The organism is uncultured Tenacibaculum sp., assembly GCF_947495995.1.
In the GTDB taxonomy this organism is placed as follows: Bacteria; Bacteroidota; Bacteroidia; order Flavobacteriales; family Flavobacteriaceae; genus Polaribacter.
Map to the genome: position 1 here is coordinate 23,954 of NZ_CANMAX010000012.1, position 17,672 is coordinate 41,625.

The 17,672-nt window shown below is 29.1% G+C and carries 15 protein-coding genes; 1 reads left to right on the forward strand and 14 read right to left on the reverse strand.

Features of this window, described 5'->3' with window-relative positions; all coding sequences use genetic code 11:
• Window positions 1–174 precede the first annotated feature (174 nt).
• The 6 genes from Q1A15_RS19530 to Q1A15_RS19555 form a co-directional block, all read right to left on the reverse strand.
• Complete coding sequence (locus tag Q1A15_RS19530) at window positions 175–2,793, reverse strand: two-component regulator propeller domain-containing protein (protein WP_299627895.1); 2,619 nt, start codon at window positions 2,791–2,793, stop codon at window positions 175–177.
• Between the two features lie 131 nt (window positions 2,794–2,924).
• Complete coding sequence (locus tag Q1A15_RS19535) at window positions 2,925–4,247, reverse strand: dihydrolipoamide acetyltransferase family protein (RefSeq protein WP_299627897.1); 1,323 nt, start codon at window positions 4,245–4,247, stop codon at window positions 2,925–2,927.
• Window positions 4,248–4,567: 320 nt separating this feature from the next.
• Window positions 4,568–5,572, reverse strand: a complete 1,005-nt coding sequence (locus Q1A15_RS19540; protein ID WP_299627899.1) for a dienelactone hydrolase family protein — start codon at window positions 5,570–5,572, stop codon at window positions 4,568–4,570.
• Window positions 5,562–6,155: a hypothetical protein gene (locus tag Q1A15_RS19545; protein WP_299627901.1), complete on the reverse strand. Its 594-nt coding sequence runs from the start codon at window positions 6,153–6,155 to the stop codon at window positions 5,562–5,564. Before Q1A15_RS19545 ends, Q1A15_RS19540 begins: the two co-directional genes overlap by 11 nt.
• A 110-nt stretch (window positions 6,156–6,265) precedes the next feature.
• The gene (locus Q1A15_RS19550; RefSeq protein WP_299627903.1) at window positions 6,266–6,964 is read right to left on the reverse strand and encodes a response regulator transcription factor; all 699 of its coding nucleotides are present in this window, start codon (window positions 6,962–6,964) and stop codon (window positions 6,266–6,268) included.
• Window positions 6,964–8,346: a HAMP domain-containing sensor histidine kinase gene (locus Q1A15_RS19555; protein WP_299627905.1), complete on the reverse strand. Its 1,383-nt coding sequence runs from the start codon at window positions 8,344–8,346 to the stop codon at window positions 6,964–6,966. The genes Q1A15_RS19550 and Q1A15_RS19555 overlap by 1 nt, the downstream gene beginning before the upstream one ends.
• A gap of 138 nt (window positions 8,347–8,484) precedes the next feature.
• Here Q1A15_RS19555 and Q1A15_RS19560 point away from each other — a divergent pair, with 138 nt between their 5' ends.
• Window positions 8,485–11,115, forward strand: a complete 2,631-nt coding sequence (locus tag Q1A15_RS19560; protein ID WP_299627907.1) for a DEAD/DEAH box helicase family protein — start codon at window positions 8,485–8,487, stop codon at window positions 11,113–11,115.
• 3 nt (window positions 11,116–11,118) lie between these two features.
• Here the strand turns inward: Q1A15_RS19560 and Q1A15_RS19565 are convergent, their stop codons facing one another.
• The 8 genes from Q1A15_RS19565 to hemL all read right to left on the reverse strand — a co-directional run bounded on the left by Q1A15_RS19565 (window position 11,119) and on the right by hemL (window position 17,670).
• Entirely contained in the window at window positions 11,119–11,532 is a 414-nt protein-coding gene (locus Q1A15_RS19565) for a hypothetical protein (protein WP_299627908.1), read from the reverse strand.
• 5 nt (window positions 11,533–11,537) lie between these two features.
• A complete protein-coding gene (gene hemF, locus Q1A15_RS19570) occupies window positions 11,538–12,440 on the reverse strand; it encodes an oxygen-dependent coproporphyrinogen oxidase (RefSeq protein WP_299627910.1) in 903 nt (300 codons plus the stop codon).
• A 45-nt stretch (window positions 12,441–12,485) separates the two neighbouring features.
• Complete coding sequence (locus Q1A15_RS19575; RefSeq protein WP_299627912.1) at window positions 12,486–13,214, reverse strand: EI24 domain-containing protein; 729 nt, start codon at window positions 13,212–13,214, stop codon at window positions 12,486–12,488.
• Window positions 13,211–14,185 (reverse strand): hypothetical protein, encoded by a 975-nt coding sequence (locus tag Q1A15_RS19580; RefSeq protein WP_299627914.1) that lies wholly within the window; start codon window positions 14,183–14,185, stop codon window positions 13,211–13,213. Before Q1A15_RS19580 ends, Q1A15_RS19575 begins: the two co-directional genes overlap by 4 nt.
• Window positions 14,186–14,252: 67 nt before the next feature.
• A complete protein-coding gene (locus Q1A15_RS19585; RefSeq protein WP_299627916.1) occupies window positions 14,253–14,852 on the reverse strand; it encodes a thioredoxin family protein in 600 nt (199 codons plus the stop codon).
• Window positions 14,853–14,878: 26 nt separating this feature from the next.
• A complete protein-coding gene (gene hemE / locus Q1A15_RS19590; RefSeq protein WP_299627918.1) occupies window positions 14,879–15,904 on the reverse strand; it encodes a uroporphyrinogen decarboxylase in 1,026 nt (341 codons plus the stop codon).
• Between the two features lies 1 nt (window position 15,905).
• Window positions 15,906–16,370, reverse strand: coding sequence for a protease complex subunit PrcB family protein (locus Q1A15_RS19595; protein ID WP_299627920.1), 465 nt, complete (start codon window positions 16,368–16,370; stop codon window positions 15,906–15,908).
• Window positions 16,371–16,380: 10 nt separating this feature from the next.
• Complete coding sequence (hemL, locus tag Q1A15_RS19600) at window positions 16,381–17,670, reverse strand: glutamate-1-semialdehyde 2,1-aminomutase (RefSeq protein WP_299627922.1); 1,290 nt, start codon at window positions 17,668–17,670, stop codon at window positions 16,381–16,383.
• Window positions 17,671–17,672: the final 2 nt, after the last annotated feature.

The window sequence follows — 17,672 nt, forward strand, 5'->3', positions numbered from 1 at the left end:
CGCGAATAAGGTTTTGTGTAATCAAATTTATTGGTGAGTTATTATAATTTTCGTTTATCCCTTGTAAATGTGACCAATTCTTAAAAAAATGACACAAAAATAATATCCATACAAAAACAGAATATTTGAATTTGGGACGAATTCTTTAACTTTTGGGATAAACAAAAAATAGTATTAAGCAGAAATTCTCTTTAAATTTTCCGCATAAGTTTTACTTACAGGAATCGTAGCATCAAAAACACTTACTTCTTTATTTCCTTTAATTTCCACAACTTTATCTAATCGAACATAATAAGAACGGTGTACTTTCGTGTATTCTACTAAATCTGGTAAGTCGTAATAAAAATCGTCTAGTTTTTTACGTATCAAATACTTCTTATTTTCTGTGTAAATTTCAACATAATTTCTCGAAGATTTAAAGTACCCAATCTCATTAGAAATCAGCTTGATTATCTTTCCATCACTTTTGATACTGATATATAATTCTTCCTTTTTATTTCTTAACTTATTTAACAACGTAAAATAGATTGCTTTAAAGTGCTTTCTATTAAAGGTTAAAACATTGAATCTAAATAAGGAAAAAACGAATACCATGGTGATTAGAAAGATTAATAATGAAAACCACCACGTTTTCCAAAATGGAGTTTCTACAGTAATTGATTTCTGAATACATTCTAACCATTGATCATCATCTGTTTTAACTTGAAGTTTAAATAAGTAGTTTCCGTGAGATAAATTTGGCAAATCAATCGACGTATTCGAAGTGTAATTCCATTCATCGTTTTCTTTAATTTTATACCTATAAAGTGCGTTACTTTCGTTTTTAAATGATATCGATTTAAATGATATCTTTAAGTCTGGTTTCGGGCAATCCAATTCAATAAAATCCTTAAAAGGCAACACTTGATTTCCTAAAGTAACTTTATCTATCTGAAGCCACTTTTTTTCTATGTTTTTGTTGCTATCCATTACATCTTTTGAAAAACTAAATAATCCTTCTTTAGACGCTATGTAGATTTTATCTTTTATTAGCTCTATATCTAAAATCTCAGAACATAATAATCCTTGATCTACAGATAATTCTTTTATTTCGTACGTATTGTTTTTGAATAAAGTAACTTTATTAAGTCCTCTATTAGTTCCTACCCAAATTGTATAAGGATCTTCAACAAAAACTTCGGTACAGATATCACTTAGCAAGCCATCACTTTTATCAATTGAAAAAATAGTTTCGTTCTTTTTAATTATCAAACCTTTTCCCATTGTAGTCATATATACATTTCCAAATTTTGAATCTATATCTGTAATTCGGTAAGAGAATAATGGTGATTCTTCTTTTAATGATCTTAAAGTTTGGTCTTTATAGGTATATAATCCTCCCAATGTACCTATTAAAACTTCATCTTTATTTTTAGAAATATCAAAAATTCGTTCTGGAACATGTATCACTTTATAAACATCGTCTTCAAGTAATTCAAATGAGTTTTTTGTAAATCCAAAAGTACTTTCAGCATCATCTGAAGCTCCATAAATATAAAATCGTAATTTTCTCTTTTTGTCTAGAAATGAATTCTGACCGTAATCTCCATAATAAATATGTTTCTTGGTTTTATCAAACTCTACATAAGCAGGATAACTCTTGTCTGACTTATACAGCGATACAAAGTCTGTTTCTTCTTTTTTTAAAACTTCTCCGTTATGAAAAGCTAGAAACAATTCATCGTTATTATCTTTAGTAAGTTCTATCGGATAACTTTTAAATGATTTGTATAAAATTGATGGATTTTTACAGTAAAACACACCTGCATTAAGTGTAGCAATCCAAATTCCACCTTCGTGGTCTTTAAACAATTTTGTTACTGATTCATTTTCTAATAGATGTTGCTTAACATCACCTTCTAAATCTACAATAGTTACACCTCGATATTGATATCCCATCCAAAAAAGATCATCAGCATATTTACCACTCATAATGGCGATTCCCTTACCTCGCTTCATCTTTTTCTGATTCATAATTTGATCTGAAGCATCTATTTTTGAATAGTAATTTCCGAAAGTGGCTATTTTACATTTCGATTTTGGAAAGTTTAAAATTCGAGTGTAATTAGAATTATCATCAAAATAACTTAGGTCCCAATTCAACTTTATCTCTGAATTCTTGTAATGATTATCGTTATCTTTAAATATGAAGTTAGGTGTAGCATTTACAATTTTAAAATTGTACTTTCTTTTATTCTTTGGAGTTACAACATAAGGTTTATCTGTAACTTTTCCAGAGGAACTTATTTTTAAAAATCCATTGAGTTTTTGAAACCCTAATAGTAAATCATTCTCTTCAGAAATTACCAAATTGGTAATAATAGCCTTTTTTGCTATATGATCTAAAACGGATTGATTAAACCTATACTCATGAAAACCTTCTTTCTTATTTTTAAAATAAAAAAGTTTATGATTCTGAGTAGTACACCATATAGTTCCATCTTTCTGTTCGTAGAAATTAAATATCACGTTATCAGGCAAACCATCAGACAATGTATATCTTCTAAAAGTTTTTCCGTCGTAACTAGTTAAACCACGATCTGTAGCAAACCATAAATATCCATGAGAATCTTGAGTAATATCATAAACTTCAGAACTCGAAAGTCCATCTATGGCTGTATAGTTTTTAAAGTACAAATGTTGAGCATTTGTAACCTTAAAACTTAATAATAGCAATAAAAAAGTAACATACTTTAACGTAAAAAAATAGCAATAGTTTTTTGTTTCAAAACTTGCGTTAACAAATTTGATCATTAATAATAGGTTGGTTAATAGTTAATAGAACATCAGTTCTTTACCAAAAATAATAACTAACCTATATTGAAAATGTTAAAAAACACTTACAATTTTTATAAAATTATGATTTTACGTTAAAAAGATTCAATTTAGAAATCTTGATTTACGTCCCAAGCCTCAATAATGTCTTTAAATGTTTTAATAAACATTCCACCTAAAGCACCATTTACAACTCTATGATCATAAGAATGAGATACAATCATTTTGTGACGTATACCGATTAAATCTCCTTGTGGAGTCTCAATTACAGCTGGTTTCTTAATAATAGCTCCTAAAGCTAAAATTGCAACTTGCGGTTGGTTAATAATTGGTGTACCTGTTATACTACCAAAACTACCAATGTTAGTTACTGTATAAGTACCTCCTTGAATATCGTCTGGTTTTAACTTATTGGCTCTTGATCTTGTTGCTAAGTCATTAACTTTTTTAGTCATACCAACTAAACTTAATTCATCAGCATTTTTAATTACTGGTACGATTAAGTTTCCATCAGGAAGTGCAGCAGCCATACCTAAATTAATATTACCTCTTTTAATGATTTTGTCACCATCTAAAGAAATATTAATCATAGGGTGTTTCTTTATTGTTTGTGCAACAGCTTGCATGAAGATTGGAGTAAATGTTAACTTCTCTCCTTCTCTTTGTTGGAAAGCATTTTTAACTTTATTTCTCCAGTTTACAATGTTTGTAACATCAATTTCGATAAACGACTGAACGTGAGGAGAAGTTTGTACTGAATCTACCATGTGTTTAGAGATCAGTTTACCCATTCTACTCATTTCAATAATTTCATCTTCTCCACTCATTTGAACAGGTGCCGGAGCTGGAGCAGCTTTCTTAGGCTTTTCTATATCAAATTGAATAGCATCGTTAGATTTAACAGGAGCATTACCTCTATTTTGAACATAAGATAAGATGTCATTTTTAGTAACTCTACCTTCTTTTCCTGTTCCAGAAATTCCTTCTAATTCACTTAAAGAAATTCCTTCTTTTTGTGCGATGCTTTTTACTAATGGAGAATAAAAACGATCACTAGAACTTGTATCTATAGCAGTAGATGTAGTTTCTTTGGCAACTTCTACAGTTTTTTCAACTTCAGCAACTGCTTGTGCAGGAGCTTCGTTTGATGGCGTATCGTTTGAAACACTTGCTGTACTAGCTACATCTTCACCTTCGGTTTCGATAATAGCAATAGTTTGTCCTACTTGTACTACAGCGTCTTTTTCGAATAAAATTTCAACTAATTTTCCTTCTACTTCACTTGGCACTTCACTATCAACCTTATCAGTTGCTACTTCAACAATTGTATCATCTAATTCGATAGTATCGCCAACTTCTTTTAACCATGAAGTTATTGTTGCTTCTGCAACACTTTCACCCATTTTAGGAAGCTTTAGTTCAAATTTTGCCATAATATAGATCGTTTTTGCATTGCAAAAATAGTAAATATATTTGATTTATTTATTATTAAATCAAACACAAAACTGCTTTTATTTTGCGAATACCATAAAAAACAACAAAACATCACTAGTTTTTTTAAGTATATTTTAAGAAAAAACGTTTTTTTAACGTGTTAACATACAGCAATTTGAGCATAAAGCATTAAAAAATTGCTATATAAACAGACTATCAAACAATTAAATAGTAAAAAATTGGATTAAAAAACCCATAATTATACTAAAGGTGAAGTAAAATTATGGGCATAAATCACGAGCTAACTAGTTTTGATAGTCTAGTTATTTTTTAACCAAATCAGAAAATCAGTAAAAACATTATCCCAATGTCTTTCAAAAGTATTTTTACCTACTTTTTGAAAACTATGATTCAGATTTGGATATACTTTAAATGTCAGGTTTTCTTTTCCTTTTCTAATAAATTCTACAGGAATTAAATATGTTGATTCTATTGGTACTGATGTATCTTTTGATCCCATTGCCACATATAAAGGAATATCTATTTGAATTAAATTTTCAATTGGTGATTCTGAAAAATGATACCATCTTTTATACGGATGACCATACCAAGTTTTCTTAAGATCATCTTTATTTTTCATTATATCCTTGTATTTAGATAACAAAGAATCAATCTTTTGAATTCCTTCTTCTTCTGTAATTTTCCCAGATAAAACATCTTTTCTAACAAATAATGGGAAATCATACCATTGCGAATTTCCTCCTCCCGACCAAAAACCTATGTGAGTAATTTTGTTATTAATTGTTCCTAGTTTTGCTACTACATCACTTCCTTCTGAATGTCCTACGACAACTATTTTGTTTGGTTTTGTCAATAATCTTTTAGTGATATCATTAATAACGTTGTGGATTTGGTTCGCTCTGTATTGTAATGATAATCCTGAATAATAACTATCTGGTATTTGATATTCTTCATCTTTATCGTGACAAAAAACAACTCCTTTTTTAGAGACTATTACAAATGCATAATCTTCTGGTATCATTTGTAAATCAAAAGGCATTGTAGAACCTCTATATTTTTTCCCATCTTTTTTAAAGAAACTGTAAAAAGGCTTTGAGTTTGAACCATGGATAAATAACAATATATTTTTCTTTGATGTTATTTTTCCTTTTGTATATATATGATAGTTAATTGTATCATTCTTCGTTTCAATTGAATAATGTTTAAAACCTTTTATCGTATTACACTGACTGTATGTTAATCCGAAATTGATACAAAAAGTAATGACTAAAATCTTTTTCATAACAACTAGATTAGTATCCATTTGAATTCATTTTTTCGCTTTCTCTTTTTACTTCTTTTAGGTTTTGGATAGAAGCTTCTAATTCTCTTTTTGCTCTTTCTAATCTAGCTTCTGCACTACTTACAGAGTTTCTTCTTTTATTTTGAAATGTATGTCTTTTGTGTGACGATATATATTCTTGAAGATCTTCTGCTACTGCTTTTATTTTTCTATATAATCTTGTACTTGCTTCAGATTTATCAAGATAGATTGACATTCTGTTTTTAGATAAAGAGCATTCAAAAACAACTTCTCCGTTCTTTTCAATTTCCCAAACCTTTTCTCTTCTACTTTTAATGAATTTAATGTCTTCTAAAGCATCGGATAAAATATTCTCTACTCCTTCTCTTTTTGAAGCATGAAATTTAGATTTAAATTTAAATTGTGAATTTGAATCTGAAACACTTGTAGAACTACTTATTCTTGAAGATGATGAAGTTGTAACCTCGGTATGAGAATTTGTACTATTTGGTGTTTTTGGTGGAGTTGGTATTGATGGTGAGTTTTGTGCACATGCACTAATTACTGTTAAAATTGATACTAGAGTGATTTTAATAAATTTCATAATGTTTAGTTTTTTCGTTTATAAATACACTCCAAAACTACTTTCATTTCTTCATTAAAAACTAGATTTTAAGTCCGTTAACCTAGCATTAACCTACATGTGAAATACTATTAACTTATCTTAAACTCTAAGCCAATTCCTCTTGAACTTTCTATCTTTATATTAATGTCTTTTTTGAAATACTTACGCAACCTGCTTATGAAAACATCCATACTTCTTCCTGAGAAATAATCGTCGTTCTTCCATACAGCCTTTAAAATCTCTTCCCTTTTTAACATCTGGTTTTTATGTTCAAATAAAAACAGAATTAAACTCGCTTCTTTTTCAGTAAGTTGTTGTGATTCCCCATTAAAAACTAACGATAAACGTCTTTGATCAAACTCGTAAGCTCCAATTTGAATGACTTCTCCTTTATTTCCTTTAGTAACAATATGATTAGACCTATTAATTATATTTCGAATTCTTAAGACTAATTCATCTGCATCAAAAGGTTTCACTACATAATCATCGGCTCCTAATTTCAATCCTTTAATTTTATCTTCTTTTAGTTTTCTTGCGGTTAGAAAAATAAAAGGAACTTCTGGATTTACATCTATAATTTGCTCAGCTAGAGTAAATCCGTCCATTTTTGGCATCATTACATCTAAGACACAGATATGAAAACTACTTTCTTTGAATTTCTCTAAAGCTTCTTCACCATTTTGAGCCCAAACGACAGTATAACCAGACATTTCTAGATATTGTTTCAGAAGATTACCAAAATCTACATCATCTTCCGCTAATAAAATATGTTCTTTTGTTTGAGTCATTAATCTAAAGGTAATTTAATACTAAAAGTGGTTCCTTTTCCTTTTTCACTTTTTACTGAAATTGTTCCGTTATGTGCTTTTATGATTTGATTGCTATAATACAACCCTAATCCTAAACCTTTCACATTATGAATATCTTTATTTTCAGCTCTGAAAAATTTATTAAAAATCTGTTGAATATCTTTCTTAGAAATTCCAATTCCGTTATCTGAAATTATAATTTCAATTCCTTTATTATGTTTTAGTTGAACTTTTAATTCAGTTCCACCGTATTTCACTGCATTTTCCAAAATGTTAGACAATACAGTGCTCATGTAGAATTTATCGACTTCAATTAAAACATCATAATCACACATAACATTAGTTAAAGGAATATCTTTATTAGAGATTAAAAAATCGTCTACAATCTCTAAAACAAAATCATTCAGACTAACACTTTCCTTTTGTAATTCAATTTCATTATAACCTAAACTGTTATTTAATACTTGATCAACTAGTTTTTGCAATCTTATATTTTGCCTTTCTATTGTTTCTATAGTTGATTCAGCAAAATTGTTTTGCGCATTAAGGTCTTGCCTTTTCAACATTTTTGTAGCTAAGGATAAAGTAGCTAAAGGTGTTTTTAACTCGTGTGTGATGTTATTAATAAAGTCCGTTTTAATATCTGCGATCTTTTTTTGCGTGATTAAGTTCTTAATAGAATAATAAAATAGTCCTATGACAAAAAGAAAAATACAAAAAGAGAAAATTAGTAGTCCTCTCATTTCAGTAAGAATGATGCTATTCCAACCATCTATATTCATATAATTAACTGTTTTAAAAACTACATCATATTTACCTTTTCTAGTTTTTCCGCTTAATTTTCTTTCAAAACTTCTACTAGTTTCCCAAGTTGAAGTACCTAAACGTAATTCAGGGTCGTTTTCAAAATCGTAACCTACCAATCTTAAATCCTTTGCTTCTTTATCAAAATACAACGTATCTGTTTTTAAACTATCAACTAGAATAATACTCTGTAAAATCTTATGATATTTTAAATCATAATTTAAACTTTTGCCTTTTATTTCTTTTTTATATTCTGAAATAAACCTCGGATTTAAAGAATCGTTTATAGCTTTTAATCTATTTAATAACATTTCTTTAGATAGTAAGTTGACTGTGAATTTATCTAAATCTTTAAGGAAAGTATTAGAAATTGCATCACTTATCGAATCTATTGGTGTTGCATAACTCCCGATTTTACCTACAATTTCACTTGTTTTATCGATAAAAGCTTCTTTACGTAAAGCATAAGTATTTTGTATTAATCTTGCTTGAATTAAAGACAAAGCTGAAAGCCCAATTATAGAAGCAACTACTAATAAAATTATTTTTTTAGACATCTTTCAAAAATAGTATTTGTTCTTTTATTTCCTTTAGTTAACTATGCCATTAACCTTCAATTAACTTAAAAAAATCTGAATGAACTTGAAAAAGTTTGGTAGAAAAATATAATTTCGCACTGTTATACAATACGCTATATGAAAACGTCACTTCAAAAATTGCATTTTAAACTTCAATGGAGAGCTTATCAAGCCAAAGTTCTTGAAAATTTTGACAAGCATATTGAAGACAATCATTTTCATATTGTTGCTCCTCCTGGTTCAGGTAAAACAATACTAGGATTAGAAATTGTTCGACGAATTGGAAAAAAAACCTTAATTCTTGCTCCAACACTTACGATTCGAAATCAATGGAACGACAGACTTCAAAGTTTCTTTACAACAACAGATGAAAGTTTCGATGAAATTTCTTTTGATATTAAAAATCCATCAACACTAACATTTGCAACATATCAGGCTTTATATAGTTTCTTTAAGACTTTTGAAACTATTGAAGAATACTTTGATTTCTTTAAAAAGGAACAAATAGAAGTTTTACTTTTAGATGAAGCACATCATTTGAAAAACGCTTGGTGGAAATGTTTATACGATTTAAAAGAAGAACATTTACAAACAGTTGTTGCCTTAACTGCTACTCCACCGTATGACAGTGAAAACACTGAAATTCAGAAATATTTTAAGCTCTGTAATGAAATTGATGATGAAATTGTAGTTCCTGATTTGGTTAAGGAAAAGAATTTAGCTCCTCATCAAGATTTGGTTTATTTATCGAAACCTGAGGATGATGAAATTAAATTCATAACTGAATTTAAAAAGAAAGTTTCAGATTTTATTACAGAATTAACGAATGATTCTGAATTTATAGACTTTGTAAAAAAGCATAGATTTTACAGTTTTACAGCAAACAATCTTGAAGAAATATATAAGAATACGGAATTCTTTTCCTCTATATTAATTTTTTTAAATGCTACTGGAGAAAAAATTACTCGAGAAAAATCAGTTATATTAGGGTTTCATGAAGAAGAAACTATTGAATTTCCAGATTTTAATAATCATTGGGCAGAAATTTTACTGCAATTTTTACTCGTAACTGATCGAGAGCAATTACTTACTGATGAAGAATATTTAGAGCAAATAGAAAAACAGCTTCGATTACTTTCTACGTTTAGTAAAAATAAAGTGAATTTAACGGGCGACGAACTTGTTTATAAATCATTAAGTAACAGTCCGAGTAAATTAAAGAGTATTGTAGAAATTGTTCGACAAGAACAAAAAAACTTAAAAGACGATTTACGTTGTGTTATTCTGACAGATTATATTCGAAAAGAATATTTAAACATAGAAAAAGAAGCTCACAATGAAATTCAGAAAATGGGTGTGATTCCTATTTTTCAACGTATTAAAAATGTAATTTTTTATCCAAAATCTCTTGCAGTTTTAACAGGATCGATAGTTTTAGTTCATCAAGATATTATCAATGAACTTGAAAAAATTGATAATTTAGAAAACTATACAATTACCTACTTAAAATCAGATGAAAATTTTGTTTTATTAACAGCTAAAACATCTTCACAGAAAAGTATAGTCGAAGTAATTACAGCGCTTTTTCAACTGGGACATATTAAAATTCTTATTGGTACTAAATCACTTTTAGGTGAAGGATGGGATGCACCAAGCATTAATAGTTTGATTTTAGCTTCTGTTGTTGGTTCTTTTGTTTCTTCTAATCAAATGCGAGGAAGAGCTATCAGAATAGATAGCAATAATCCTAATAAAGTTGGATTAATATGGCATTTAGCTTGTTTAGATCCTACAAATGAAAATGGAGGTAAAGATTTTACCGTACTCGATAGACGTTTTAGTTCTTTTTTAGGAATTTCAAATACTGAAAACAATACTATAAAAACAGGAATAAAAAGATTAAATCTCCCTGAAGCAATTTTCTCTAATGATGTAGAAAGTTTAAATCAGAAAACTTTAGCTCTATCAGGTACAAGAAATTCTATATCTGAAAAATGGGAAAAAGCTATTTTTAAAGGAAAAAAAGTAAATCAACAACTTACTTTTATTAATCGTTCTAAAAAGGAACTAGAACCTAAAGGTGAAGATTACACTAACGCTGTCGTTTTTGCTGTAAAGGAAACATGGTTTATTCTTCTACTATTTGCTATTTACGGTGCTTTACTATTAATTATCAATCATAAACCAACTTTATATTTTTTAAGCTTTACACTTCTCTTGATTGTGATTTGGTTTGCTTTTAAAATTAATTTGTTTGTAAAATACTATTTGAAATACGGAATTATAGATAAACGAATTTATAACAGAGCTTTAGTTGTACTGAATTCACTCTATGATTTACAACTTATTTCCACTCCAAAGCATAAAGTAAAATTAAAAACTAAGGTTACTGAAAAAGGTAACATAGTATGTACAATTGATGGAGCAAATAGACTTGAAAGTAAACTTTTTGTAGATGCTTTAAATGAATTACTGATTCCAATAGAAAACCCTAAATATATTATTTGTGAATCTACTTGGTTAACTGAAAAACTTGAACAACAACGTTTTTTTGCTGTTCCTGAAGTATTTTGTTCTAATAAAAAAAGTGCTATAGTTTTTGAAAAATATTGGAATAAACATATTCATAAAGCAACACTTATTTATACTAGAAACACTAACGGTAGAAAACTGTTATTAAAAGCAAAACTTCAAGCTGTTAAAAGATCGAGTAGAAAAATTACTCGAAAACATGTTATTTGGGAATAGCTATTATATACTATTTAATTGAGCAATAACTTTCTTAAAAAAAGAAACTGAATAGATCAAAAAAGGAATACTAAAGAGAAAAGAAAAAGCATGTAAATTTTCATAATACCAATTTCCATAAGTAAGATATATGACAGCAAACAATAGTAAAATTATTCCTATGATATTAAAAATCATTTTACTTATTGTAGCTTTTTGAAATAATCCTAAGATTAAAATCAATTTACCTATAATAGAAATAAAACCAACATTCATTAGTCTATCCATGTAACTTAATTCAAAATCAACTTGAATTCCATTTTTTAGAAAATTTGGAATACTAAGAATATCGAAAAAAATTAAAAATCCTAAACCATGACCAAATCCTATTACAATTAAAGAATGAAGGAGAATAGTTATTAAACTTTCTTTTCGCATCTATATTAAACCCAATTCACCGGTTTGGCTAAAACTTCTAGTAATTCTGCTTCTTTTGTTCCTGCTTCTGGAACATGATTATATTTCCATTGTACTGTTGGCGGTAAACTCATTAAAATACTTTCTATTCTTCCATTAGTTTTTAATCCGAACAACGTACCTCTATCATGAACTAAATTGAACTCAACATAACGCCCTCTTCTTACCTCTTGCCAATCTTTATGCTCTTGTGTGTATTCTGTATCTTTTCTTTTCTCAACAATTGGTACGTAGCTATTTAAAAAACTATTACCTACTTCAGTGACAAAATCGTATCGATTTTGCATCGAAAACTCTTCTGTTTCTTTTAAATAATCAAAGAACAACCCACCTACTCCTCTAGCTTCATTTCTATGAGCATTCCAGAAATAATTATCACAAGTCTCTTTAAATTTAGGATAAAAATCTGCGTGATGTTTATCGCAAGCTGTTTTACAAACTATGTGAAAATGTTTAGCATCTTCTTTAAATAAATAATACGGAGTTAAATCTTGACCTCCACCAAACCATTGGGTTACAATTTCTCCTTTCTCATTATACATTTCAAAATAACGCCAATTCGCGTGAACTGTAGGAACAAAAGGATTTTTTGGATGTAATACTAAACTTAAACCACAAGCAAAGAAGTTACCAGTTGCTACATTAAACTGTTTTCTTAAAACTTCTGGTAATTCTCCATGAACAGCAGATATATTTACGCCTCCTTTTTCAAATACTTTTCCGTTTTCTATAACACGAGTTCTACCTCCTCCACCTTCAGCTCTTTTCCATAAATCTTCTTGAAATTTAGCCTCGTCATCGATACTCTCTATTTTAGAAGTAATAGTGTCTTGTAATTGTTCAATATAAGCGTAAAATTGATCTTTCATTCTTCATTAATTATTGAACAACAAAAGTACTGATTAAAGTATTCTCTATTGAATTTTTTTCAGGGTTTCTGTAGTTGCAGCTGTAACAGAAAAAGGTAAAACTAAAACAACTCCAATAAATGGTATTAATTGAAAAAGTATAAATATTATTCCGTTACCAATAGCAGTTCCTCTATTTTTTCTTACAAAAGTAACAGTGTCTTTATATTTAAAATGACGTTCTAAAGTAAAATCCATATTTCCAAATCCTGCATAGTATGCCTGTACTAAGAATAATATGATCGGAGTAAAAATTCCGATAACTGGAATAAGCCCAATAATTAAAAACGGAATTGTTATAAGTAATTCTTTACCTAAATTTCTAACACTAATTCGTATTCCTCTAGCTAAAGATTCAGAAAAACTACTTGGTTTATGTTGATGTTGTTTTCCATATAAGTATTCTTCAATTTTTAAAGATACCGGACTCATAAACGGAGATGATAATGCTAAAACAATATGTTTATATAAGATTAAACCAATAACTAAAATCACTATACCTCCTAGAAAATTACCGATTGTAGTAAATGTTTCTTTTCCAAATTCCCATGGCCATAATTGGGCAATATAACTTCCCAAATCATCTGATAAAAAATATGTGATTGATCCTATAACTATTCCTGTTATTAAACTTATAAACACAGGAATCATAAAATATTTCCATAAGTTTAATTTTCTAATAATAGTAAGCGCATCGAAATATGCTTTAATAGCATTTATGGCAGATTGTATCATTTCTTTTTTGTGATAAAGTTAAATTCTTTATTTGAAAAATCAATCATAATAATATCTTTTAAAAATAATTGATTTCCCGTAACTCCAATTATCTCAATTCCATTTTTAAATTCTTTCTCAAAAGGTCTTGTTCCTAAATAAATATTTTTATTCTTTAAATTTAAACCTTCAATTTTAACATCTTCTTTTATCTTTCCTTTATAAGTAGTGTAATAATTTCCAAAAGAAGGGACTTGTAAAGAATCGATAGCTGGTGTTTCTGAGTATTGATTCCAAAAATCTCGATTATTAGTGATTAAAGGGAATATACTTGATCCTGTATCGAACATTACATAATATTTCTTTCTATTAAAATGTACTGGAAGTAGAATTCTATTCGAATTATCCAATTCAAATTTTATTGTTTTTACCTTTTCATAATCAGGTAACATATCACTTAAAACAATAAATCTTTTATTTGGATAATCGATAACCAATTTCTTGCCCTCGAAAGTATTTATTCCTAAAGTTCCTATATGATTTCTATAGTTTGCAAAGATTAAGGAATCTAATTCCTTTCCAGAATTAGGATATAGAATTACTTCACTTGATACCAAAGTAGTGTCTTTGAAATTTAGAGGTAAATCATTTAAAAGATATGATATTCTACGATTATTTATATTTTTTTGATTTAAACTTCGATTTTGATCATAAACTCCTAATTTATTTTTATACTTTTTATAATATTTAAGATAAGAATTTATGATACTATCTTTAAAAAAAGTTGGAGAACCAGTATCTAATTGAAAAGAAAACTTAGGTTTATCGCCTAATGTAAAATCTACAAACATTGCTGATTTATCATATACTTTCTCTCCTATTTTAGAAGATTTCCAATAAAAATCAATCCAATATGATTTTTGTTTTTTAGCACAAGAACTAAAAGCTAACACCAAATAAGTATATGCAATTACAATAAGAATATTTTTCACAGCTTAGAAATAAAAAACCTCTTTCAAAATTAAGAAAGAGGTTTTAAATATTGTGGGTATTTGACTGCTAATTTAGTACTTGACTAATAAAAGTTTCTAATTCTGAAACGTTAGTTGCTGTAGCTTGTTCTTTTGTTACTGTTTTTGTAGGAATTGCAGCTCCTCTTTTAACATCAACGAATTTTTTAGACTTGTCTATTAAATAAGCTGTTGGATAATCTAATTTATGTACAAAACCGCTAATATCTAAATTACCTTTTTGCACTTTGTCAGCTTCTCCTGCAGGAACTAAAACGATTCTATCGTCTAATTTTTCTTGCATTCTTCCTAATTTATCTTTTTTGTCCCAGAAAATCATTACAAATTGAACCTTATCATTGTATTTTTCAACCATTTGATTTAAAGCTGGAATCTGACCGAAACATGGCGCAGACCACGTAGCAGCGGCTATAAGAACGATAGGTTTTTTAATTGACTTTGTACTTATTACTTTATCAGTATCGGTTGTAAAATCATAGTTTAATAAATAACTATCTTTTATACACGTATTAATTAGTTCGTCTGAAGATTTGTCTGCACAACTATTCACCGCTTGGTTATAGTACTTTCTTTGCGCAAATACACTAGACGTTATCACAATTAATATTAAAGTTACTAATCTTTTCATGGGAATCTCGATTAATTTTAATTCTTTTATTGTTTGTATTCTTTTACTGCATCAACAAATGCTTTTGCGTTTTCCAAAGGTATATTTGGTAAAATCCCGTGCCCTAAGTTAACAATATATTTATCCTTTCCAAAATTGTTGATCATTTCTGTCACCATTTTTTTGATTTCATTTGGTGGAGAAAGCAATCTTGAAGGGTCAAAATTACCTTGTAAAGTAATATTTCCTCCCGTTAAATATCTTGCATTTCGAGCAGAACAAGTCCAATCTATTCCTAAAGCTGAAGCTCCTGATTTTGACATTTCATGTAATGCAAACCAACATCCTTTACCAAATGCTATTACTGGAATTTCATCTTTTAACGCTTCAATTATGTCATTGATGTATTGCCATGAAAACTCTTGATAATCTACTGGGGATAGCATGCCTCCCCAAGAATCAAAAATTTGAACAGCATTAACACCGGCCTTAACCTTTGCTTTTAAATAAGCAATTGTGGTGTCTGTTATCTTTCTAAGCAATTCGTGTGCCAAAACTGGTTGCGTAAAACAAAATTCTTTTGCTTTATCAAAGTTTTTAGATCCCTGACCTTGTACCATATAACATAAAATTGTCCATGGAGAGCCCGCAAAACCTATTAATGGAATTTCATCATTCAACTTTTCTTTAGTTGCTTTAATTGCATCCATTACATAACCTAATTCTTCATTTACATCTGGTATAATTACCTGATCTAAACTTTTTTTATCACGAATTGGATTTGGTAAATATGGTCCGAAATTCGGTTTCATCTCTACCTCAACATTCATAGCTTGAGGTACTACAAGAATATCTGAGAACAGAATTGCAGCATCCATACCATATCTACGAATTGGCTGAACTGTTATTTCTGAAGCTAGTTCAGGAGTTCTACAACGTGTAAAGAAATCGTATTTCTTACGAATTTCCATAAACTCTGGTAAATACCTTCCTGCTTGTCTCATCATCCAAACTGGTGGTCTATCTACAGTTTCTCCTTTTAAAGCTCTTAAAAATAAATCGTTTTTTATCATATTATTCTTCAACAAAAACTTTGTTCTTGTCTGTTTTATTAATTGTAACTATATGTATTGGTTGCGTAATTGCCATACCAACCATATCAGTTGGTTTCGGTCCTTTATGATTAATTACAATTTCTAAAGTTTTTCCTTTTTGTGAAACTTCATTAACCTTAATCGTAAAACCTGTAGTATTCCTTACACTATCTATGGCAACAATTACACTTTTTTTTGAAAAATCTATATTGGTATTAAATTCTTCAGAAACTTTATTTATTGAATCTAACTTAGTTAAGAAAGCTTTCCATTCTTCAACAGACTGAATAACAATATTTTCTTTTTTAAATCCTTCTTCTCCTGCTCCAGTTAATGCTCCTTCATACAAACTTTTCATAATTTGCTGTACATCCATCGAATTTGTAATTTTTGGTGAACATGATAGGTAAAAGAAGAGTGATAAAGTTAAACTAAGTAATTTCATGATTCGTTTTTTACATTTCTGAAACTGCTTTTAATGCGTTATCTAACGCTTTTTTAGTTTTACTAATATTTTTTTCAGTTAAAGCACTAGATAAGAACCAAGCTTCGAACTGAGATGGAGGTAAAAATATTCCGTTTTTAATCATCTCCCAGAAAAATACAGCAAACTTTTTAGTATCAGAAGTTTGTGCTTCTTCAAAATTAGTAACTTTTTTATTAGTAAAAAAAGGATTCATCATAGAACCAAACCTATTCACCGTAACATCTACTCCATATTTTTGAGCTGATGATAAAATCGCTTCTTCTATTTCTGCTCCGATTGCATCAAATTGCTTGTACGGATTTTGCTTTTTTAATGTTGACAAAGTAGCAATTCCTCCTACCATTGCAATTGGATTACCACTTAATGTTCCTGCTTGATACATTCCTCCTAATGGAGCAACATTTTCCATAATCTCGTTTCTAGCTCCATAAGCTCCAACTGGGAAACCTCCACCGATAACTTTTCCTAAACAAGTAATATCTGCTTCTACTCCTAAAACTTCTTGAGCTCCACCAAATGTAGAACGGAAACCTGTCATTACCTCATCAGCAATAAGTAAAGCTCCGTTTTTATTCGCTAATTCTTTTAAATCTTTTAAGAAATTATTTTGAGGAATTACAACTCCCATGTTTCCTCCTACTGGTTCAATAATTACTCCAGCAATATCATCATGTTTTTCGAAATGTGCTTTAACACTTTCTAAATCATTATAGTTTGCGATTAAAGTATTTTTCACTGCTCCTTCTGGAACACCTTTACTACCTGGTAAACTTAAAGTTGCTAAACCAGAACCTGCTGCAACTAATAACGAATCTTGATGACCATGGTAACAACCAGAAAACTTAATGATCTTATCTTTTCCTGTGTAAGCTCTAGCTAAACGAATTCCACTTAAAACAGCTTCTGTACCTGAGTTTACAAAACGTACTTTATCCATTCCTGGAAAAGCATCACAAACTATTTTAGCTAGTTTAATTTCGTTTTCTGTTGAAGCTCCAAAAGAATATCCGTTTTTTAAAGCTTTCGTTACTGCTTTTTGTACTTTCTTATGACGATGACCCAGAATCATTGGTCCGTAAGACAATACATAATCGATGTAAGAGTTTCCATCTACATCGACAATTTTACTTCCTTTAGCTTTATCAATAAAAAGTGGATTTCCACCAACAGAAGCGAATGCTCTAACTGGTGAATTTACAGCTCCAACTAAATTAACTAAACCTTTATTATATAGTTTTTGTGATTTTTTGAATTTCATTT